The organism is Lysobacter sp. TAF61 (genome assembly GCF_052113485.1).
Classification (GTDB): Bacteria; Pseudomonadota; Gammaproteobacteria; order Xanthomonadales; family Xanthomonadaceae; genus Lysobacter_J.
On the sequence record NZ_JBFRDH010000002.1, the window covers coordinates 419682 to 441317 of the forward strand.

Below are 21636 nucleotides of genomic sequence, written 5' to 3' on the forward strand. Positions count from 1 at the left end.
ATGAGCGCATGAACACTCCCGCGTTCCCCACCGACGCCGCCACCACGTTGCTGCTGGATGGTCCGGCCGGCGCGCTCGAACTCACCGTCGAGGCGCCCGAGGCGCCAGCCCGGCCGGTCGTGGCGATCGTCTGCCACCCGCTGCCGACCGACGGCGGCACGATGCACAACAAGGTGGTGACGATGACGGCGCGCGCACTGCGCGAGTCGGGCGCGGCCACGGTGCGCTTCAACTTCCGTGGCGCTGGCGCCTCCACCGGCAGCTTCGACCACGGCCACGGCGAGGCCGACGACCTGCGCGCGGTGGCTGCATGGGTGCGCGCGCAGCGCCCGGACGCGCAGCTGTGGCTGGCCGGTTTCAGCTTCGGCTCCTACATCACCCTCAAGTGCGCGGCCGAACTCAAGCCGGGCATGGTGATCTCGATCGCGCCGCCGGCCGCCGGCCGCAACTGGGACTTCAGCAAGATCGTGCCGCCGGAGTGCCCGTGGCTGGTGATCCAGGGCGAAGCCGACGAGATCGTCGACCCGCAGGCCGTGTACGCCTGGCTCGACAGCCTCAAGCAGCTGCGGCAGCCGCCGGAGCTGGTGAAGATGCCCGACACCAGCCACTTCTTCCACCGCCGCCTGATCGACCTGCGCGGCGTGATCAAGCACGGCGTGAAGCCTTACCTGCCGCCGGAACAGGCGCCTCAAGACGCATGAGCACGGTCGTCCGGGATGCGGCCCCGACCGGAACGCCGTCCACGCTCTATGCCGCCGGCGTCGCCCGGGGCGACTGGAACGACGATCCGGCCCAGCATGCCGCGCTGCGCGAGCTCGACCGTATTCATGCCGCGCTGCACGAGCCGCGCAGGCGCGGGTTGCTCGACGGCCTGCTCGGGCGCAAGCCGCAGGCTGCGCTGGGGCTGTACCTGTGGGGCGGTGTCGGCCGCGGCAAGACCTTCCTGATCGACCTCTTCTTCGATTCGCTGCCCGTGGCCGGCGACGACGCGATCGGCAAGCGCCGCACGCACTTCCACCGCTTCATGCGCGAGGTCCATGCGCAGTTGCACGCGCACGCCGGCGAGAGCGATCCACTGGCGTCGATCGCGCGCGAATGGGGCCAGCAATTGCGCGTGCTGGTGCTCGACGAGTTCTTCGTCAACGACATCGGCGACGCGATGCTGCTTGGCCGCCTGCTCGAACGCCTGTTCGCCGAGGGGGTGGCGCTGGTCACCACGTCCAATACCGAGCCGCGCAACCTCTACAAGGACGGGCTGCAACGCGCCAGCTTCGTCCCCGCGATCGCGCAGCTCGAGCGCCATTGCCGGGTGCTTCATCTCGACAGCGCCCACGACTACCGCCTGCGCGCGCTGACCCGCTCACCGGTGTACCGCGCCCCGCTCGATGCCGCCTCCGACACCTGGCTGGGCGAGCGCTGGCACGAGCTCACCGCGACCTGCCCGCGTGAAGACGGGCCGCTGGTGATCGACGGCCGCCAGATCCCGGTGCGCGCGCTGGCCGAGGGCCACGCCTGGTTCGATTTCGCCGCACTGTGCGAAGGTCCGCGCGCGGCCAGCGATTACATCGAGATCGCCACCGAGTGCCACACGGTGCTGGTCGGGGGCATCCCGTTGTTCGACGGCAGCAACGACGACCCGGCGCGACGTTTCGTCCACCTCATCGACGAGCTCTACGACCGTCACGTCAACCTGGTCTGCACCGCGGACGTGGTCCCGACCGCGCTGTATGCCGGCAGCAAGCTCGCCCACGCCTTCGAGCGCACCGCATCGCGCCTGATCGAGATGCAATCGGCGGAGTACCTGGCGCTGGAGCATCGCGGCTGAGGATCGACGCAGCCCCGGCACCCGGTCATGCCGAGGACATTGCTCAGATCGCCGACTTGCGCGCGCCGCGGCCGCGCATCGCCGCCAGCACCGCGTAGACCACCACCAGCGCCGTCAACGACAACGCGATCGCCACCCATTCGTTCTCGGTCAGCGTGGCCAGGATCGCGGCCATGGTCAGCACCGCCAGGCCCGGCACCAGCGTACCGCCGGGAAGCACCAGCGGTTCGCCCTGGCCGCGCAGGTTGATCCGCTGCGCCCACCAGGCCGACACCGCGACCGCGGCGAACACCAGGCAAATGGCACCGCCGGAAATCAGCGCCAGGGTCTCGAAGCTGCCGGCCACGGCGAGCACGATGGCGACGGCGGCATGGGCGAACAGGCCCAGCATCGGCACGCGATGGCGCACGTCGACCAGGCCGAAGGCGCCCGGAAGGAAGCCGTCGCGGCCCAGCGCGAACAGCAGCCGCGACGACGAGAACAGATTGCCCATCAGGAAGCCGAGCATCGACACGCAGGCCGTCACCAGCAGCAGCGTGCGTCCCGGTGACCACAGCGCGTGGGCGGCGTCGGCGATGGGGGCGGTGCTGGCAGGCAGGTTGTCGCCGACCATGCCCTGGCACACGGCCTGGATGCCGATGTAGAGCAGCACCACGATCACTATTGCGCTCATGGTTGCGCGCGGCACGTGCCGGGCCGGATCGCGCACTTCGCCCGACGGCACCAGCGCGGTCTCCATGCCGGCATAGGCGAACACCACCAGCACCAGCGACGATCCCAGCGCCGACCACGACGGGACATCGGCCCAGGCAAAGCTGACCTGGTGCCAGTCGACGAAGAACAGGCCCAGCGTTGCCAGCAGGAATAACGGAGTCAGCTTCAGCGCCGCCAGCACCACGATCATGCGCGCGCCGAGCTTGACGCCGAATGCGTTGAGGGCGAACAGCGCGCTGTACACCGCGGCGATGAGCAGCGCGCGCGGCGAGGCCAGCGCGAACTGCGGATAGGCATGCGCGACCTGGCTGGTCAGCGCCGCGGCAACGCCGGCGCTGGAGGCGACGTTGCAGATCCACATCAGCGCCCCGGTCAGGAAACCGGCAAACGGCCCGAAGCAGGCGGTGACATAGGTGTACGGGCCGCCGGTGGCCGAGGCGCGGCTACCGACCGCGGCGAAACACAGGGCGATGGGAATGATCGCCACCGCACCGGCGACGAAGGCCAGCGGCGCGGCCTTGCCCATGCGCGCGACCAGCAGGGCAGGCAGCATGAAGATGCCGGCGCCGACGATGATGTTGATGATCGAGGCACCCAGCTGGAACGAGCCCAGCGAGCGCACCAGTGCAGCTTCCCCCCGTAGCGACGTATCGGGGTCAGTGCTGGGGGCGTCCGTCATTGGGCTTGCATCGGTCCTGGGTTGCGGGGGAGGGTCGCACATAGGTGCTGTTCATGTCTAAGCCGTTCCGCCGGGCGGCACCTGATCGTTGCCGCCGGCCAGGCTGCGCTCGCGCTCCTGCGTCAGCCAGCGCAATTCCGCGCGGTGCAGTTCGCGCGCATCGCGTTCGCGTCGGCCGAGATCCTGCGAGAGCACGCGATGCAGCGACACCATTACTGCCACCAGCAGCAGCGCGAACGGCAACGCGACAATGATCACCACTGCCTGCAGCGCATCCAGCCCGCCTGCGGCCAACAGCGCGACCGCTATGGCGGCCTGCTACTTCGGCGCGAAGATCTTCGACAAACGATCCTGCGTGCCCGCAATCCGCTCCAGGTGCGGATACTTCAGCCCATCGCGATAGTCCAGGTGCACGGTCCGTACCACCTCACCGTGCTTGACCATCAGCTCGATCGGCCGGGACCCATCGCGATTGGCCTTGATCGCATCCTTCAACCGATCGTTCTCGAACGCATAACCGTTGACGGCCAGCAGCGTCGTACCCGGCGCGATACCCGCATCGAAGGCCGGACCATCCCAACGCACCCCACTGACCGTCGCATCCTTGCTCGACACCGACATGCCCAGCGAAGCACTGAAATCGGCCGACTTGCGATCAGCTTCGATCGCCTTCTGGTACGCACTGGGCGTATCGGTGTAGACCAGCTTCCAGCCACTGGCGGCCAGACCGTCGAGCGGCGCCGCATTGGCGTCGACGCGATCGCGCAGGAAGGTCGCCCAGTCATACGCCGCCACACCGTTGAGCGTGCGCGCGACCTCATCGAAGTCGTAGGTGTTGACGTCCCAGTCGCCGTCCTTGACCCCGAAGAACGCCTTGGCGAAATCGTCCAGCGAACGCTTGCCGCCGGTCAGGTCGCGCAGCTTGTTGTCGACCGCCAGCCAGATCAGCTGGCCCGCACTGTAGTAGTCCTCGCTCATCTGCCAACTGCGATACGCCTGCGGCTTGCGCGAATTGATGATCGGGTCGAGCGTGGTGTCCTGGACATTGCGCCAGGCAAAACCCGGGCGATCGGTGCTGTAGGTCGAAGCGACCAGCGCCAGCGCATCGCGCGCCTGATCCTGCGTCCACAGGCCCGAGCGCGCAGCCAGCACGTAACCCCAGTACTGCGTCTGGCCCTCGTACACCCACAGCAGCGTGTCGCTCATGGGCACGTTGAAGTTGGGCGTGGTCAGGTCGGCCGGGCGACGGTACTTGCCGTTCCAGGAATGCGTGAACTCGTGCGGCAGCAGGTCGCGGTCGGCGGCGTTGGCAGCCCAGTCGGTGAAGTATTCCGGGCCAACGCCATTTTCGCTGGAGCGCTGATGCTCCAGGCCATTGCCGCCCATCTGGTCCGACAGCGAGAACAGGAAATCGTAGTGGTCGTAATGGCGCGCGCCGTAGAGCTTGTAGGCCTGGGCGACGAGCTTGCGGTGGGCCTCGATCTGCTCCGGCTTGGCCTCCAGGTATTTCGGATCGTCAGCGACGATGTTCAGCCGCACCGGCACCTTCGCGCCGGGGTCGAGGTCGACCTGCTTGAAGTAGCGGCCGGCATAGACCGGCGAATCGAGCAGCGTGTCGAACGGCACCGGCTTGTAGCGCACCGTGTCGCCTTCCTTCGACGCCACTTCCAATGCGGTGCCGGCCTGCCAGCCGCTGGGCAGCTTCAGCGCCGGGGCGATCTGGATGCGGCGCGCGTAGTGGCCGGCCGGGTACAGCGCGACCTGGTTCCACTGCAGGTTGAGCATGTCCTGGGTCATGGTGATGCGACCCTGTTCGCCGGCGGTCGGCGTGAGCACGTCGAAGCTGACATCCAGGCTGCTGACGCCTTCGGGCACGACCAGCTGGAACGCATAGACATCGAGCGGGTCGCGGCGCCACTGGATGCGCTGGCCGTTGCCGGTGATCTTCAGTCCAGCGACGCGGTTGACCGGGCCGCTGGGCGAGTGGTTGCCCGGAATCCACTGCGGGTACAGCAGCGTCAGCGGGCCCGGCTGCACCGGGATCTGCTGGCTGGCGCGGAAGACGCGGTGGTTGAGGTCGGTGGCATCGATGGTCAGCGCCAGCGTGCCGGGATAGACCACGTCCTGCGGGGGCGCGGTCTGCGCCTGCGTGACGGGTGCGGCGAGCAGCGTGGAAACCAGCAACGGCAGTGCGCGCAGGCGCGGCGCAGAAGAACGAAGAAGCATTACCAACCCCTGTGGAAGACGGCCAACCCCGCATCGTTACGGGGGTTGGCGCCTGCGCACCCCTGCCATAGGCCACGGATGGCGTGACGACGCGCACGTTCGCCAGCTTCGGCAAAGTCTCCGTCGTCAGCTCGACACAGCCACGGCGTCCCGCTTCCACACCAGGCAGCGGTTGTTGGCCGGCATCGCCACGTCGGCCACCAGGCGCAGGCCGATCGCGCGGGCCAGCGCATCCACCTTTGCGGCGTCGCGTATGCCCGAGCGCGGGTCGCGCGCCTTCAGCCAGCCGTCGAAGTCGCGATTGCTGTCGCTGCTGTACTGGCCGTCGTAGTTGAAGGGCCCGTACACCACGACAACCGCGCCCGCGGTGAGCACGGTGGCCAGGCCGGCGAAGAATGCGCGCACTTCCGGCCAGCCCATGATGTGCAGCGTGTTGGCGCTGAACACCGCGTCGAATCGGCCGTCGTCGTTGTCGGCGCGCGGCCACGGTCCACCGGCCACGTCCAGTTCGACCGGGGCCGGCGTGTTGGCCAATGCCGCCTCGTCCAGCCACATCGCAATCCCGGGCAGCGAGGCCGCCTGGTCGCTGCATTGCCAGCGCAGCCACGGCATCGCCGCGGCGAAGTACACCGCGTGCTGGCCGGTGCCGCTGCCGACTTCGAGTACATCGCGACGGTCGGCGAACTGCTCACGCAGTACGCCGAGGATCGGATCGCGGTTGCGGTCGCAGGCAGGGGCGTAGGGGCGTTCGCTCATCCACGCTATATAGCGCTGAACGCCATCGTTGCCTATTGGTCTTGCTGTCATCCCTCACCCGCTATGCTCTCCCGCGTTTACACCCCGCACACGGCATCGGGCGCACGGTGCGCCCACGCTGGTCCCTACCGGAGATTCCCCATGTTCCGCAGCTTTTCCTTCGCGGCAATCGCTTTGACCCTGGCCGGCTGCGCGTCCGCGCCGCCCGCCGCTGGCGGCGCCGTGCCGCCGTCGGGCGTGTGCAATGTCGAAGCCGCGCGCTGGGCCATCGGCCAGGGCGTGAACGACGACATCGTCAACCGCATCCTGCGCGACACCGGCAGCCGCGAGTCGCGGGTGCTGCGTCCCGGCCAGGCGGCCACCATGGATTTCCGCGAAGACCGCATCAACGTCGACGTCAACGACCGCGGCGCGATCACCGGCCTGCGTTGCGGCTGATCGATGCAGCGTCGCCACCTCGGCCTGCTCGCCGCCATCGTCCTGATCGGACTTTGGCTGTGGACCCGGCATTCCGGAAACGGTGAGCTGCACGCGCCGGTGACCGCGCCTGCTGGCCAGGTGTCGGCGCCGATGTCCGGGCCGGTTCCTGCGCCGTTGTCTGCGCCCGCCAGCGCTGAAGCCAGCCAGTACCCCGCTTTCCTGCCGCGCGAGGCCCGCGATGTCCTGGGCCGCATCGCCCAGGGCGGCCCCTACGCGCACCGACAGGATGGCAGCGTGTTCCAGAACCGCGAGAAGCGCCTGCCCCCGCAACCGCACGGCTATTACCGCGAGTACACGGTGGAGACTCCTGGCGCGGATGACCGCGGCGCGCGCCGCATCATCACCGGCGGCGATCCACCGGCCGAGTTCTGGTACAGCGACGACCACTACCGCACCTTCCGCCGCTTCGAACCACCAGCGATGGAGGCACGCCGATGAGCGCGACCGACCTGCGTTCGATCCTGGCCGATCCGGCCCACAGCGGCGCCTACTTCATCGATGCGCGCGATACCGAATCGATGGCGCAGGCCGGCGCGGCCCTGGACTACGCGGTGCTGCGCATCGACCTGGCCGGTTGCAGCGACAAGGCGGCGCTGATGCAGCGATTCGCAGCCGCCGCGCAGTTCCCCGACTGGTTCGGCGGCAACTGGGATGCGCTGGCCGACAGTCTTGCCGACCTGTCATGGATGCCGGCCCCCGGCTACCTGCTGCTGGTCGAGCACGCCGATGGCTGGCGTGCCGGGCACGGCGAGGATTTCGACACGCTGCTCGACATCCTCAACGAGAGCGCCTTCCGCTGGGCCGGCAACAACACCGCGTTCTGGGCGTTGCTGCCGTTCCCCGCCGAACAGCTGGCGGCGCTGGAAGACTGAAAGTTCAGCGCGCCTGCGCGGCCACCACCGGCGTGGCCTGCACCGGAACCCGCGCATAGCGCCACGCGATCACCACCGCGACGCACAGCAGCCCCGAAGCAATGAGGAACGGTGCGCCCGGCAGGTGAACCGGCGCGCGGTCGTCGATGAAGTAGCCGAAGCTGCCGGCGAACACCGCCGGCCCGATGATCCCGGCCAGGCTGACCAGGCTCATCAGCGCACCCTGGATGCGGCCCTGCACGTCCGCGCCGACCTGGCGCGTGATCAGCGCCTGCGTCGACGGCGCCGCCAGGCCCCAGATCGCCGAGATCGGCAGGCCGATCAGGAACACCCAGCCGACGTCGGCGAAGCCGTAGATCGCGAATCCGACCGCGCCGAAGCACAGGCCGATGATCAACGCGCGGCGTTCGCCGATCGCGTGCACGATCCGACCGACCAGGCCCGCCTGCACGATCACGTTGAGCACACCCACAATCGCCAGCACGTAGCTGACCTCACGCGGGCCCCACTTGTACTGGTAGTCGGCGAACAGCACGAACACACTCGGGTAGACGTAGTGGGCGAGGTTGGCGATGAACACCACCGCCGCCAGGCCGAACACCTGCGGGTAGCGCTTGAGCAGCACCAGCGAGCCGAGCGGATTGGCGTGCGACCAGTCGAAGCGCGTGCTGCGCTTTTCCTTCGGCAGCGACTCGGGCAGCACGAACCAGCCGTAGCAGAAGTTGACCAGCGCCAGGCCCGCGGCGAACCAGAACGGCAGGCGCAGATCGATCTCGCCGAGCTGGCCGCCGATCAGCGGGCCGACGATGAAGCCGACGCCGAACGCCGCGCCGAGCAGGCCGTAGCTCTTGGCGCGCTTGTCGGCCGGGGTGACGTCGGCGACATAGGCATTGGCGGTGGTGAAGCTGGCAGAGGTGATGCCGGAAATGATGCGGCCCACCAGCAGCCACGCCAGCGACGGCGCCAACGCCATGAAGACGAAGTCCAGGCCCAGGCCCAGGCACGAGATCAGGATCACCGGGCGGCGGCCGAAGCGGTCCGACAGGGCGCCCTGGATCGGCGAGGTCACAAACTGGATCGCCGCGAACAGGAAGCCGAACGCCGCCACCCAGTAGGCGGCGTGCGCGGTGTCGCCGCCGGCGAACTGCTCGATCAGGTGCGGCAGCACCGGGATGATCAGCCCGAACGAAAGTACGTCGATCAGGATGGTGACGAAAATGAAGGCGAGCGCGGCGCTACGGCGCGCGCCGCTTGCAGGAGTCGTATCGGTCACGGATGGGCCGCAGGGCGTGTCGGGAATGATCGGAGTTTATCGCGGCTGCCCACCTTGTCCGGCATCGCGATGCACGCCGGGATCCGAAGGCAACGTCCCTGGGTTCCCGCCTTCGCGGGATTGACGGGCCACGACGGGAATGACGGGCTACGAAATGCGTGACGGCGTTGTCCATCAGACACCGCCGCGCATCGCCGCTCGCAATGGTTTCAATCGTTACCAAAACGCTGTGATTTTCGCCCGCATTCCCCAATGACATCAACAACTTGGATGGTATCTGGTGACGGTCGCCGGACAGCCTGCGGCGCAAATTGCCGCATCGCACAATTTGTGCTTTATTCGGTTGAACCAGGGCATCAGGCAGGTCGGACCGCGCGAGCGGACCGTCATGCCCCGTCCCTGCGAGCCAGGTTTCGTTGTCCAACGATTTCAAGCCGCACAACGCGCTGCACGACAGCGACGACGGAGTAACGATGGAGCAGCAGTACCGCACCGGCCCTGTCGGTCTTTACGACCCCCGCGACGAGCGGGACGCCTGTGGTTTTGGCCTGATCGCACAGCTCGACGACGCGCCCAGCCGCGCCATCGTCGACCGCGCGATCGACGCCCTGGTACGCATGACCCATCGCGGCGGCATCGCTGCCGACGGCCTCAGCGGCGACGGCTGCGGCCTGCTGATCCGCCAGCCCGATATCTTCCTGCGCTCGCTCGCGCGCGAAGCCGGCATCACGCTCGGCCCGCACTACGCCTCCGGCCTGGTGTTCCTGCCGCACGACGAAGCCGACGCCGCGCGCGCGCGCGACACACTCAATGCACAGCTGCAGCGCGAACGCGTCGACGTCGCTGGCTGGCGCGTGGTCCCGGTGGACCTCAGCGCCTGCGGCGAACTGGCCAAGCGCACGATGCCGCGCATCGAGCAGGTCTTCGTGCGGCCGGCCGGCGCGTTCGATGCCGGCATCTTCCAGCGCTCGCTGTTCCTCGCCCGCCGCCGCGCCGAGCAGGCGCTGCGCGATCTCGCCGACTTCTACGTGGTCAGCCTGTCGGCGGCGAGCATCGGCTACAAGGGCATGGTCCTGCCCGATCGCCTCGCCCAGTTGTATCCGGACCTGCAGCGCGCCGACCTGGCGGCGAGCGTGGTGGTGTTCCACCAGCGCTTCTCCACCAACACCACGCCGCGCTGGCCGCTGGCGCAACCTTTCCGGCTGCTGGCGCACAACGGCGAGATCAACACCATCGCCGGCAACCGCGCCTGGGCGCAGGCACGCGTGCATGCCTGGCACACGCCGGCGCTGGACCTGACCGAGTTCGATCCGGTCATCTCCACCGACGGCTCCGATTCGCAGTCGCTCGACAACATGCTCGAGCTGCTCCAGGCCGGCGGCATGGACCTGCTCAAGGCGATGCGGATCCTGATCCCTCCGGCGACGCAATCGCTTGAGTACAAGGACGCCGATCTCGCCGCGTTCTACGAGTACTACGCGCTCAACACCGAGCCGTGGGACGGCCCGGCCGGCATCGTCACCGTCGACGGCCGCTATGCCGCCTGCACGCTCGACCGCAACGGCCTGCGCCCTGCACGCTGGCTGCGCACGCGCGACCGCCACTTCCTGATCGCCTCCGAAGCCGGCGTGTGGGAGATGCCGGCCGAGGAGATCGAGGCCAAGGGCAAGCTCGGCCCGGGCGAGATGATCGCCGCCGACCTGTACCTGGGCGAGCTGCTCGACTCCGACGCGATCGACCGCATCAACCGCGCACGCGCGCCGTACAAGCGCTGGCTCAAGCAGGGCATGACCTACCTGCAGACCGAGCTGATCGACCCGCAACTGGCGGCCGAGCCGTTCGATGCGGAGACGCTGGCGACGTTCCAGAAGTTGTTCCAGCTGACCCGCGAGGAGCGCGAGCAGGTGCTGCGCCCGCTTGCCGAGACCGAGCAGGAAGGCATCGGCTCGATGGGCGACGACGTACCGATGGCGGTGCTGAGCAAGCAGGTGCGGCCGCTCTACGACCAGTTCCGCCAGGCCTTCGCCCAGGTCACCAACCCGCCGATCGACCCATTGCGCGAGGACTGCGTGATGTCGCTGGCGACGCAGCTGGGCCGCGAGGGCAACGTCTTCGCCGACGGCCCGGCCAATGTCGGCCACGTCCATCTCAATTCGCCGGTGCTGTCGCAGCGCAAGCTCCGCCAGCTGCTGGCGATGGCGCCGTACGACGAGTCGCATGCGCTGATCCACCTGCATTACGCGCCGGAGGAAGGCCTCAAGGCCGCGCTCGAGCGCATCTGCGCCGAAGCCGAAGCGGCCACCCGCGCCGGCAAGGTGCTGCTGGTGCTCAGCGACCGTTACCCGCAGCCCGACCGCCTGATGGCGCACGCCCTGCTCGCCACCGGCGCGGTCCACCAGCACCTGGCGCGCGCCGGCATCCGCTGCGAATCGAACCTGATCATCGAGACCGGCACCGCACGCGACCCGCACCATTTCGCCTGCCTGCTCGGCTTCGGCGCGACCGCGGTGTACCCGTACCTCGCCTACCAGACCCTGCACGACCTGGGCGTGCGCGGCATCCTCAAGACCAAGCATGGCGAAGTCGCGCAGATCGGCCGCAGCTACCGTCGCGGCATCAAGAAGGGCCTGCTCAAGATCATCTCGAAGATGGGCATCAGCACCATCGGCAGCTACCGCGGTGCGCGCCTGTTCGAGATCGTCGGCCTGGATCGCGACGTGGTCGACCTGTGCTTCGCCGGTACGCCTTCGCGCATCGGCGGTGCCGGTTTCGACGACCTGCATGCCGATGCGGCGCAATTGGCCGACCACGCCTGGAACGCCAATGCCCTGCCCGCCATCGGCGGCCTGCTCAAGTACACGCCCGGTGGCGAGTACCACCTGTTCAATCCCGACGTGGTCGTGCGCCTGCAGCGCGCGGTCGCCACCGGCGAATGGAGCGACTGGCAGCGCTATGCCGAGGCGGTGAACGAGCGCCAGACCGCGGCGCTGCGCGACCTGCTCGACGTCGATGTATCGGCGGCGACGCCCATTCCGCTCGATGAAGTCGAACCGGTGTCGTCGATCGTGCGCCGCTTCGATTCGGCGGCGATGAGCCTGGGCGCGCTGTCGCCCGAAGCGCACGAGGCGCTGGCGATCGCGATGAACCGCCTCGGTGGCCGCAGCAACTCCGGCGAAGGCGGCGAAGACCCGGTCCGCTACGGCACCGACAAGGTCAGCAAGATCAAGCAGATCGCCTCGGGCCGCTTCGGTGTCACGCCCGAGTACCTGGTCAATGCCGAGGTCCTGCAGATCAAGATCGCCCAGGGCGCCAAGCCCGGCGAAGGCGGCCAGCTGCCGGGCCACAAGGTCAACGAGCTGATCGCGCGGTTGCGCTACGCAATGCCCGGCATCGGCCTGATCTCGCCGCCGCCGCACCACGACATCTATTCGATCGAAGACCTGGCGCAGCTGATCTTCGACCTCAAGCAGGTCAACCCGAAGGCGCTGGTGTCGGTGAAGCTGGTCTCGCACGCCGGCGTCGGCACGATCGCGACGGGCGTGGCCAAGGCCGGCGCCGATCTCGTCACCATCTCCGGCCACGACGGCGGCACCGGCGCCAGCCCGCTGTCGTCAATCCGCTATGCCGGCACGCCGTGGGAACTGGGCCTGTCGGAAGCGCGCCAGGCATTGATTGCCAACGACCTGCGCGAGCGCGTGATCCTGCAGACCGACGGCGGCCTCAAGAGCGGCCTGGACGTGATCAAGGCCGCACTGCTCGGCGCCGAGAGTTTTGGCTTTGGCACCGCGCCGATGATCGCGCTGGGTTGCAAGTACCTGCGCATCTGCCACCTCAACAACTGCGCCACCGGTGTGGCCACGCAGGACGATGCGCTGCGGCGCGATCACTTCACCGGGCTGCCCGAGCGCGTCGAGAACTTCTTCCGCCTGCTCGCCGAGGAAGTGCGGCTGTGGCTGGCACAGCTGGGCGTGCGCACGCTCGGCGAGCTGGTAGGCCGCACGGATCTGTTGCGCCAGGTGGATGGCGAGAGCGACCGCCAGCACGGACTCGATCTTGCGCCGTTGCTGGCCGGCAGCGGCCTCGCCCATGGCGGCCATTGCGGTGCGCCGCAACCGGCGGCGGATCCGACCGGCCTGGCCGCAAGGCTCGATGCCGAGCTGGCCGACGCCATCGACCGCAAGCTGGGTGGCGAGTATCGCCATGCGATCCGCAACACCGACCGCAGCATCGGCGCGCGGCTGTCCGGGCGCATCGCCCGCGTGCATGGCGACCGCGGCATGAGCGACACGCCGCTGACGCTGCGCTTCGACGGCACCGCGGGACAGAGCTTCGGCGCGTTCAATGCCGGTGGCCTGCACTTCGAGCTCAACGGCGAAGCCAACGACTATGTCGGCAAGGGCATGGCCGGCGGCCGCATCGTGATCCGCCCGCCGCAGGGTGTGCGTTATGTCGCCCACGAAACGCCGATCCTCGGCAACACCTGCCTTTACGGCGCCACCGGTGGCGAGCTGTATGCCGCGGGCCGCGCCGGCGAACGCTTCGCGGTGCGCAACTCCGGCGCCACGGCTGTCGTCGAAGGCGCCGGCGACCACTGCTGCGAGTACATGACCGGTGGCGTGGTCGCCGTGCTCGGCCGAACCGGTCTCAACTTCGGTGCCGGCTTCACCGGCGGCATGGCCTACGTGCTCGACACCGAGCGCGACTTCGTCGACCGCTACAACCACGAACTGATCGACATCCTGCGTATCGCCGCCGATGGCTTCGAGAACCACCGCTCGCATCTGCGCGAACTGCTCGAGGCGCATATCCGCCTGACCGGCAGCGTCTGGGCGCAGCGCATCCTCGACGAGATGCGCGACTACCTCGGCAAATTCTGGCTGGTGAAGCCGAAGGCGGCGAGCCTGGAGTCGCTGGCGGAAAACCTCAGGAGGGCAGCGTGAGCAAGATGGACGCAAAGAAGCCCGTGTTTGCTTTCCGCGAGACCCCCCGGCAGATGCCGGCGCGGATCCCGCTCGAGCTGCGCCAGGGCGGCGACTGGAACGAGCTCTACGGTCGCTTCGGCGAAGCCGAAGCCAAGCACCAGGCCAGCCGCTGCCTCGACTGCGGCAATCCGTACTGCGCGTGGAAGTGCCCGCTGCACAACTACATCCCGAACTGGCTCGAACTCGCCCGCGAAGGCCGCATCCACGAGGCGGCCGCGCTCGCGCACGAGACCAACCCGCTGCCGGAAGTGTGCGGACGCGTTTGTCCGCAGGACAGGTTGTGCGAAGGCAGCTGCACGCTCAACGACGGCTTTGGTGCGGTCACGATTGGCGCAGTGGAGAAGTACATCGCCGATCGCGCGCTTGCCGATGGCTGGCGCCCGGACCTGTCGCGCGTCGTCGCCACCGGCAAGCGGGTGGCGGTGGTCGGCGCCGGCCCGGCGGGGCTGTCATGCGCGGACCGGCTGGCCCGCGCCGGCATCGAAGCCACGGTGTTCGACCGCTATGAGCAGATCGGCGGACTGCTGCACTTCGGCATCCCCAGTTTCAAGCTCGACAAGTCGGTGATGGCCACGCGCCGCGACGTGCTCGAAGGCATGGGCGTGACGTTCCGCCTCGGTGTCGAGATCGGGCGCGACATCGGCCTCGACACCCTGCTGGCGGACTTCGACGCGGTGTTCCTTGGCCTGGGCAGCTATCGCTACACCGACGGCGGCCTACCGGGGCAGGATCTGCGCAACGTCCTGCCGGCATTGCCGTTCCTGGTGCAGAACGGGCGCCTGGTGCACGGCGAGGACGAAGTGGACGGCAAGCCGATCGCCGGCTGGGAAGACCACGTCGCCCTGCCCGACCTGCACGGGAAGCGCGTGGTCGTGCTCGGCGGCGGCGACACCGGCATGGACTGCGTGCGCAGTGCGGTGCGCCTGGGCGCATCGCGCGTGACCTGCGCCTATCGTCGCGACGAAGCCAACATGCCCGGCTCGGCGCGCGAAGTGGCCAACGCCCGCGAGGAAGGCGTGCAGTTCCTGTTCAACCGGCAACCGCTGGCGTTGCTCGGCGAGGACGGTGACGTCACCGGCGTGCGCGTGGCCGAGACGCAGCTCAGCGCGCCGGACGCGCAGGGCCGTCGCAACGCGGAGATCGTCGAAGGCAGCGAATCGGTGCTGGCGGCGGACGTGGTGATCATCGCCTTCGGCTTCCAGCCCGATCCGCCGCAATGGCTGTCGGCGCATGGGATTGAGCTGGAGGGCAATGGGCGGATCCGCGTGCAGCCTGCGGCTTCGGGCTGCGGCTCGCGGCGCAAAGCGGCCGATGATGCGAAGTTGCCGTTCCAGACGGCCAATGCACGGGTGTTTGCCGGTGGCGACAGCGTGCGCGGCGCGGACCTGGTGGTGACGGCGGCGTATGAGGGAAGGGAAGCGGCTGCGGGGATTGTGCGATTGCTGCTGGGGTGAATGTCTGACTGCCGCTGGGGTACTGAACTTTCGGTCCTTCGACTCCGCTGCGCTACGCTTCCTTCGACTCCGCTGCGCTACGCTCAGGACGAACGGGGACATCGTCGAACCCAGAACAACCGTTCGTCCTGAGCGTAGGCGCAGAGCGCCGAAGTCGAAGGAAGCGTAGGCGCGGAGCGCCGAAGTCGAAGGAAGCGTAGGCGCGTAGCGCCGGAGTCGAAGGACCCACCACAGAGTCACGCTCAAGGAGGAGCGCATGTTCTGGATGTACATGCTTCGCTGTGCCGATGGCAGCTTCTATCTCGGCCACACCGATGACATCGAGCGGCGTCTTGATCAGCACCACGCCGGACAGCACCCCTGCTATACGCGCGACCGACGACCGGTCGAGCTGGTCTTCTCGCAGGAGTTTCCGACCAGGGAAGAGGCGCTGGTGGCTGAGCGACAGATCAAGGGCTGGAGTCGCGCGAAAAAACAGGCGCTGACCGAGGGTGACTGGTCCAGGATCAGTCGACTTGCGCGGGGAAAGCATCGGCACGAGCGGTGAGGAGGCAGGACCTGGCTTCCTTCGACTTCGGCGCTGCGCGCCTACGCTCAGGACGAACGGTGGTTTTGCCGGCTCCGTTCGTCCTGAGCGTAGCGCAGCGGAGTCGAAGGAAGCGTAGCGTAGCGGAGTCGAAGGAAGCGTAGCGCAGCGGAGTCGAAGGAAGCGTAGCGCAGCGGAGTCGAAGGATTACCGCCCCGGCCCCACATCAATAAACCGCAGGAACTCCGCGCGCGTCCGCGCATCCTCGCGGAAGGTGCCGAGCATCTTCGAGGTGATCATGCTCACGCCGCGCTTGTGCACGCCGCGCGTGGTCATGCACTCGTGTGCGCCTTCGATCACCACGCCGACGCCGCGCGGCTGCAGCACTTCCTGGATCACCTGGGCGATCTGCGCGGTCATCTTCTCCTGCACCTGCAACCGCCGCGCATAGGTTTCGACCACGCGTGCCAGCTTGCTGATGCCCACAACTTTGCCATCAGGCAGGTAGCCCACGTGCGCCTTGCCGATGATCGGCGCCATGTGGTGCTCGCAGTGGCTCTCGAATTCGATGTCGCGCAACACGATCATCTCGTCGTAGCCCTCGACTTCCTCGAAGGTGCGCTTGAGGTAGTCGGCCGGGTCCTCGGCGTAGCCGCTGAACCAGTCCGTGTACGCCTTGGCCACGCGCTTGGGCGTGTCGAGCAGGCCTTCGCGGGCCGGGTCGTCGCCAGCCCAGCGCAGCAGGGTGCGCACGGCCGCTTCGGCCTGTTCGCGGGACGGCTTGTCGTTGTCGGCCATGGCGCGGCTCCTGTGGGGGACGCAAATGCTACTCCACCGGGGCGGAGAGGATAAAAAAATGCCGCAAGGCGGGATGGTGCCCCTGCGGCAAGAAAAGGCTGCGAGGAGCCTGACGAAGTCTGATCCGCGCCGAACAACCGGTGACGCCACGCTCGAGGGAGGGGGAAAGCGTGCCGCCACCGGCCGTCGGGTTGGATGGGGGAAAGGTTGTGGCGCTGCTCAGCGCCTGGCGACGTCCTCACGCAGCGGCACACGGGTCGGCCAACCGCCGGCCAGCGCCTTGTACAGCGCGACCGCACCGCTGACGCTGCGGGTACGGCCGTCGGCAAAGGCTTCCTGGGCGACCAGCTGGGTGCGCTCGGCATCGAGCACTTCGAACAGGTCGGCGGCACCGGCTTCGTAGCGGACCCGCGCGAGGCGTGCCGCGGTCGCGCTGTCGATCGCCGCCTGCTCCAGGTGCTGGTCCTCGACGCGGGCGCGCGAGTAGCGCACCAGTGCGTTTTCGGTGTCTTCCAGCGCCAGCAGCACGGCCTGCTCGTAGCGCGCCAGGTCGCCGGCCGCGTCGGCATCGGCGGCGGCAATGCGCGCGCGCACACGGCCGATGTCGAGGAACGACCAGTCGATGCCCAGCCCGATCAGGCGGGTCTCGCTGTCGCGTTCGAACAACGCGCCGCTGTCGATCGCCTGGCTGCCGATCAGCCCGAACAGGGTGAAGCGCGGGAACAGGTCGGCCGTGGCCACGCCGATCTTGGCCGTGGTCGCATGCAGGCGGTGTTCGGCCGCGATCACGTCCGGACGGTTGCGCAGCAACTCGCCCGGCGTGCCAGGGTCGAGCCGCGCAGGCAGGTTGGGCAGGGGCTGTTGCGGCGTCAGGTCGGCAATCAGCGCTTCCGGCGTCTTGCCGGACAGCACCGCCAGCCGATGCATGCTCACTGCCACCTGCGCTTCCAGGTTCGGCACGCGCGACAGCGTCGATTCGAGCTGGGCGCGTGCGCGCGAGGTGTCGAACTCGGTGCCGCGGCCGGCGTCGAAGCGCGCCTGCACCAGGCGCAGGGTCTCGCGCTGGTTCTCGGAGTTGTCGCGGGCAACGCGCAGGCGCTCCTGCAGGCCGCGCATCTCGACGTAGGTGCGTGCGACTTCACCGACGATGGCGACCTGCAGCGCGTCGAGGTCGGACGCCGTCGCCCAGGCCTCGGCACGCTGCGACTCGACGTTGCGACGGACGCGACCGAACAGATCGAGTTCCCAGCTGGCGTCTGCCTGCACGCCATAGCTTTCGCCGTCGCGATCGTTGCGATTCACGCCGGGCGCCTGGTCGGCGCTGGAACGCGAATCGGTCGCCGTGGCGCTGGCGGTGACGGTCGGGAAGCGATCGAGCTTGGCGTTGCGCAGGAGCGCATTGGCGCGGTCGTAGCTGGCCAGTGCGATGCGCAGGTCGTGGTTGGCGGTCAGCGATTCCTCGACCAGCCGCGTCAGCAGCGGGTCGTTGAAGCTGGTCCAGAACTCGGCGCTGGCCTGCGGCGTCGCCTCCCCGGCCACGGCGGCGGTGCCGCCGGCGGCCGTGGTGGTGTCCGCAGCCGGCGCGCCTTCGTCGCGCCTGAACGTTGCCGGCGTCGGCACATCCGGACGGACGTAGTCCGGGCCGACCGCGCACGCGGCAAGCGCGAGCGCCAACAGCGAGGGAACCAGCACCCTGGCCATCGAACGGGCGGTCATTGCGTGTGTTTGCGGTTCTTGCACGATGGAATCCTCGTAGCCAATGGGCGCGATGGTCGAAGGCTTATGCATGGGCCTTCCCCATCGAGCTCTGCTCGTTCACCCACTTCGGCGTCTTGCTCACCATCTTGCGCAGGGCGACGTAGAACACCGGGGTCAGGAACAGACCGAACAGGGTCACGCCGAGCATGCCGGCGAACACGGTGATGCCGGTGGCCGAGCGGACCTCGGCGCCAGCGCCGTGCGAGAGCACCAGCGGCACGGTGCCGGCGATGAACGCGATCGAGGTCATCACGATCGGGCGCAGACGCAGGCGGCAGGCTTCCAGCGCGGCTTCGACGATGCTCTTGCCCTGCATCTCCAGCTCGCGGGCGAACTCGACGATCAGGATCGCGTTCTTGCACGCCAGGCCCATCAGCACGACCAGGCCGACCTGCACGAACACGTTGTTGTCGCCACCGGTGAGCCACACGCCGGCCAGGGCCGAGAGCATGCACATCGGCACGATCAGGATCACCGCCAGCGGCAGGGTCCAGCTTTCATACAGCGCGGCCAGCACCAGGAAGGCGAGCAGGATGGCGAGCGGGAACACGACGAGCGCGGCATTGCCCTGGGTGGCCTGCTGGAAGCTCAGGTCGGTCCATTCCAGGCTCATGCCGTTGGGCAGCACCTTGGCGGCGATGCCTTCCAGCTGGCCCATGGCCTGTGCCGACGACAGCATGCGCGGATCGGCTTCGCCGGCCAGGTCGGCGGCCGGATAACCGTTGTAGCGCAGCACCGGGTCGGGGCCGTAGGTCTGCTTGATCGTCACCATCGAACCGATCGGCACCATCTCGCCACGGTCGTTGCGGGTACGCAGGTTGGCGATGTCCTCGACGCTGTCGCGGTAGGAACCGTCCGCCTGTGCGATCACCTGCCAGGTGCGGCCGAACTGGTTGAAGTCGTTGACGTAGGCCGAGCCCAGGTAGGTCTGCAGCGTGTCGAACAACTCCGTCAGCGGCACGCCCTGGGCCTTGGCCTTGACGCGATCGACTTCGGCGTCGAGCTGCGGCACGTTGGCCTGGTAGCTGCTGATCGGGAAGCCCATGCCAGGCGTCTGCGCGACCGCGCCCTGGAACGCGTTCACCGCGTTCTGCAGTGCGCCGTAGCCGAGGTTGCCACGGTCCTCGATGAACATCTGGTAGCCCGAACCGTTGCCGAGGCCGAGGATCGGCGGCGGCATGAACGAGAAGGTGAAACCTTCCTGCAGCCCGGCGATCTTCTGGTTGATCTCGGCGTTGATCTGCTCGGCAGTGCGTCCGTTGCGCTCGCTGAACGGCTTGAGCGGGAAGAACGCCACGCCGGTGTTGGGCGTGTTGGTGAACTGCAGGGCGTTCAGGCCCGGGAACGCGATCGAATGCGCCACACCGTCGGTGCTCATGGCGATGTCGCTGACCTTCTTCAGCAGCGCATCGGTGCGGGCAATGGACGAGCCTTCCGGAAGCTTCACGCCGGCGATCAGGTACAGCTTGTCCTGGATCGGGATGAAGCCGGCCGGGACGATCTTGAACATCAAGCCGGTGGCGACCAGCAACACCGCGTATACCGCAAACACCATGCCGCGGCGGCCCAGCGTGCGCGAGACCGCGCCCTGGTACTTCTGCGAGCTGGAGTTGAAGAAACGGTTGAACGGACGGAACAGCCAGCCGAAGGCGCGGTCGATCAGGCGCGACGGTGCGTCCTTGGCGGCGTCATGCGGCTTGAGCAGGCGCGCGGCCAGCGCCGGCGACAGGGTCAGCGAGTTGATCGCCGAGATCACCGTGGAGATGGCGATGGTCACTGCGAACTGCTTGTAGAACTGGCCGGTCACGCCCGACAGGAACGCCATCGGCACGAACACCGCGCACAGCACCAGCGCGATCGCCACGATCGGCCCGGACACTTCCTTCATCGCCTGGTGCGCCGCATCCATCGGCGACAGGCCTTCCTCGATGTTGCGCTCGACGTTCTCCACCACCACGATCGCGTCGTCCACGACGATACCGATGGCGAGCACCAGACCGAACAGGCTCAAGGTATTGATCGAGAATCCGAGCAGGTACAGCGCGGCAAACGTGCCCACCACAGACACCGGCACTGCGATCAGCGGAATGATCGAGGCGCGCCAGGTCTGCAGGAACAGGATCACCACCAGCACCACCAGCGCGATCGCCTCCAGCAGCGTGGTGACCACGGCCTTGATCGAGTCGCGCACGAAGATGGTGGTGTCGTACACGGCCTCGTACTTGACGCCGGCCGGGAACTGCTTGGTCATCTCGTCCATGGTGGCGATGACCTTTTCCTGGATCTCGAGCGCATTGGCGCCCGGAGCCTGGAAGATGCCGATGCCGACCGCGCTCTTGCCGTCCAGCTGCGAACGCAGCGTGTAGTCGCCGGCGCCAAGCTCGACGCGTGCGACATCGGACAGGCGCACGATCTCGCCGCCCTCACCGCTCTTGAGCACGATGTTGCCGAACTCCTCGACGCTGCGCAGGCGGCCCTGGGCATTGATCAGGGTCAGGAAGTCGCTGCTCGGCATCGGTTCGGCGCCGAGCTGGCCGGCCGAGACCTGCACGTTCTGTTCGCGAATCGCACGGACCACGTCGCCGGCGGTGAGGCCGCGCGAAGCGATCTTGTCGGGGTCGAGCCAGGCGCGCATGGCGTAGTCGCCGCCGCCGAACACCTGCGCGTCGCCCACGCCCTGGATGCGTGCGAGCGCGTCCTTGACGTGCAGGCGGGCGTAGTTGCGCAGGTACAGCGTGTCGTACTTGCCGTCAGGCGATGTCAGGTGCACGACCATCAGGAAGGTCGGCGACTGCTTCTGCGTGGTCACGCCCTGGCGGCGCACGTCCTCGGGCAGGCGCGCGAGCGACTGCGCGACGCGGTTCTGCACGCGCACGGCGGCATCGTCGGCGTCGGTGCCCGGGCGGAACGTGACGGTCATCTGCAGCACGCCATCGGAACCGGCGACCGACTTGATGTACATCATGTTCTCGACGCCGTTGATCGCTTCTTCCAGCGGCGTGGCCACGGTCTCGGCGATCACCTTGGGGTTGGCGCCCGGATAGACCGTGCGCACCACCACAGACGGCGGCACCACTTCCGGGTACTCGCTGATCGGCAGGATAGGTATGGCGATCAGGCCGGCGGCGAAGATCACGATCGACAGCACGGCGGCGAAGATCGGTCTGTCGATGAAGAACTTTGAAAAGTCCATGAGGGGTTCCTGATGCGGCCTTCAGGCCGCAAAGTCCTGGGCGACGCCGGAAAGCGTCGCCAAACGGGTCTGTTTTTCTGCCCCCTCCCCTGCTTGCAGG

General features: G+C 68.0%; 16 protein-coding genes. 8 read left to right on the forward strand and 8 right to left on the reverse strand.

Translation table 11 applies throughout. The features are described 5' to 3' along the window. Positions 1-8 precede the first annotated feature (8 nt). Both AB4Y64_RS06335 and zapE read left to right on the forward strand, forming a co-directional pair. On the forward strand, positions 9-701 hold the full coding sequence (locus AB4Y64_RS06335; protein WP_441815590.1) for an alpha/beta hydrolase: 693 nt from the start codon (positions 9-11) through the stop codon (positions 699-701). Further along, complete coding sequence (zapE, locus tag AB4Y64_RS06340) at positions 698-1825, forward strand: cell division protein ZapE (protein ID WP_441815591.1); 1128 nt, start codon at positions 698-700, stop codon at positions 1823-1825. The genes AB4Y64_RS06335 and zapE overlap by 4 nt, the downstream gene beginning before the upstream one ends. Before the next feature lie 43 nt (positions 1826-1868). Here zapE and AB4Y64_RS06345 read toward each other — a convergent pair whose 3' ends face one another. The 4 genes from AB4Y64_RS06345 to AB4Y64_RS06360 all read right to left on the reverse strand — a co-directional run bounded on the left by AB4Y64_RS06345 (position 1869) and on the right by AB4Y64_RS06360 (position 6200). Next, a complete protein-coding gene (locus AB4Y64_RS06345; RefSeq protein ID WP_441815592.1) occupies positions 1869-3218 on the reverse strand; it encodes an APC family permease in 1350 nt (449 codons plus the stop codon). A 57-nt stretch (positions 3219-3275) separates the two neighbouring features. Continuing rightward, positions 3276-3512 (reverse strand): hypothetical protein, encoded by a 237-nt coding sequence (locus AB4Y64_RS06350; protein ID WP_441815593.1) that lies wholly within the window; start codon positions 3510-3512, stop codon positions 3276-3278. 24 nt (positions 3513-3536) lie between these two features. After that, positions 3537-5444 carry a M61 family metallopeptidase gene (locus AB4Y64_RS06355; protein ID WP_441815594.1) on the reverse strand — a complete coding sequence of 636 codons (1908 nt, stop codon included), beginning with the start codon at positions 5442-5444 and terminating at the stop codon, positions 3537-3539. 126 nt (positions 5445-5570) lie between these two features. Further along, positions 5571-6200, reverse strand: a complete 630-nt coding sequence (locus AB4Y64_RS06360; RefSeq protein WP_441815595.1) for a DUF938 domain-containing protein — start codon at positions 6198-6200, stop codon at positions 5571-5573. A gap of 141 nt (positions 6201-6341) precedes the next feature. On the opposite strand from AB4Y64_RS06360, the gene AB4Y64_RS06365 reads away from it, so the two are divergent. The 3 genes from AB4Y64_RS06365 to AB4Y64_RS06375 are packed head-to-tail and all read left to right on the forward strand — an operon-like array spanning position 6342 to position 7552. Further along, entirely contained in the window at positions 6342-6638 is a 297-nt protein-coding gene (locus AB4Y64_RS06365; RefSeq protein ID WP_441815596.1) for an I78 family peptidase inhibitor, read from the forward strand. A gap of 3 nt (positions 6639-6641) precedes the next feature. Next, on the forward strand, positions 6642-7118 hold the full coding sequence (locus AB4Y64_RS06370; RefSeq protein ID WP_441815597.1) for a ribonuclease domain-containing protein: 477 nt from the start codon (positions 6642-6644) through the stop codon (positions 7116-7118). Continuing rightward, entirely contained in the window at positions 7115-7552 is a 438-nt protein-coding gene (locus AB4Y64_RS06375; RefSeq protein WP_441815598.1) for a barstar family protein, read from the forward strand. The genes AB4Y64_RS06370 and AB4Y64_RS06375 overlap by 4 nt, the downstream gene beginning before the upstream one ends. Before the next feature lie 4 nt (positions 7553-7556). Here the strand turns inward: AB4Y64_RS06375 and AB4Y64_RS06380 are convergent, their stop codons facing one another. Then, entirely contained in the window at positions 7557-8825 is a 1269-nt protein-coding gene (locus AB4Y64_RS06380; RefSeq protein WP_441815599.1) for a TCR/Tet family MFS transporter, read from the reverse strand. Positions 8826-9298: 473 nt separating this feature from the next. Between AB4Y64_RS06380 and gltB the strand changes: the two genes are divergently transcribed. The 3 genes from gltB to AB4Y64_RS06395 all read left to right on the forward strand — a co-directional run bounded on the left by gltB (position 9299) and on the right by AB4Y64_RS06395 (position 15808). Beyond that, positions 9299-13765 (forward strand): glutamate synthase large subunit, encoded by a 4467-nt coding sequence (gene gltB / locus AB4Y64_RS06385; protein WP_441815851.1) that lies wholly within the window; start codon positions 9299-9301, stop codon positions 13763-13765. A gap of 5 nt (positions 13766-13770) precedes the next feature. Then, entirely contained in the window at positions 13771-15261 is a 1491-nt protein-coding gene (locus AB4Y64_RS06390) for an FAD-dependent oxidoreductase (protein ID WP_441815852.1), read from the forward strand. A gap of 256 nt (positions 15262-15517) precedes the next feature. Beyond that, on the forward strand, positions 15518-15808 hold the full coding sequence (locus AB4Y64_RS06395; protein ID WP_441815600.1) for a GIY-YIG nuclease family protein: 291 nt from the start codon (positions 15518-15520) through the stop codon (positions 15806-15808). 186 nt (positions 15809-15994) lie between these two features. Here AB4Y64_RS06395 and folE read toward each other — a convergent pair whose 3' ends face one another. The 3 genes from folE to AB4Y64_RS06410 all read right to left on the reverse strand — a co-directional run bounded on the left by folE (position 15995) and on the right by AB4Y64_RS06410 (position 21536). Further along, a complete protein-coding gene (gene folE / locus AB4Y64_RS06400; protein ID WP_441815601.1) occupies positions 15995-16585 on the reverse strand; it encodes a GTP cyclohydrolase I FolE in 591 nt (196 codons plus the stop codon). A 219-nt stretch (positions 16586-16804) separates the two neighbouring features. Continuing rightward, positions 16805-18373: an efflux transporter outer membrane subunit gene (locus tag AB4Y64_RS06405; RefSeq protein WP_441815602.1), complete on the reverse strand. Its 1569-nt coding sequence runs from the start codon at positions 18371-18373 to the stop codon at positions 16805-16807. Further along, a complete protein-coding gene (locus AB4Y64_RS06410) occupies positions 18366-21536 on the reverse strand; it encodes an efflux RND transporter permease subunit (RefSeq protein ID WP_441815603.1) in 3171 nt (1056 codons plus the stop codon). The genes AB4Y64_RS06405 and AB4Y64_RS06410 overlap by 8 nt, the downstream gene beginning before the upstream one ends. Between the last annotated feature and the right edge of the window lie 100 nt (positions 21537-21636).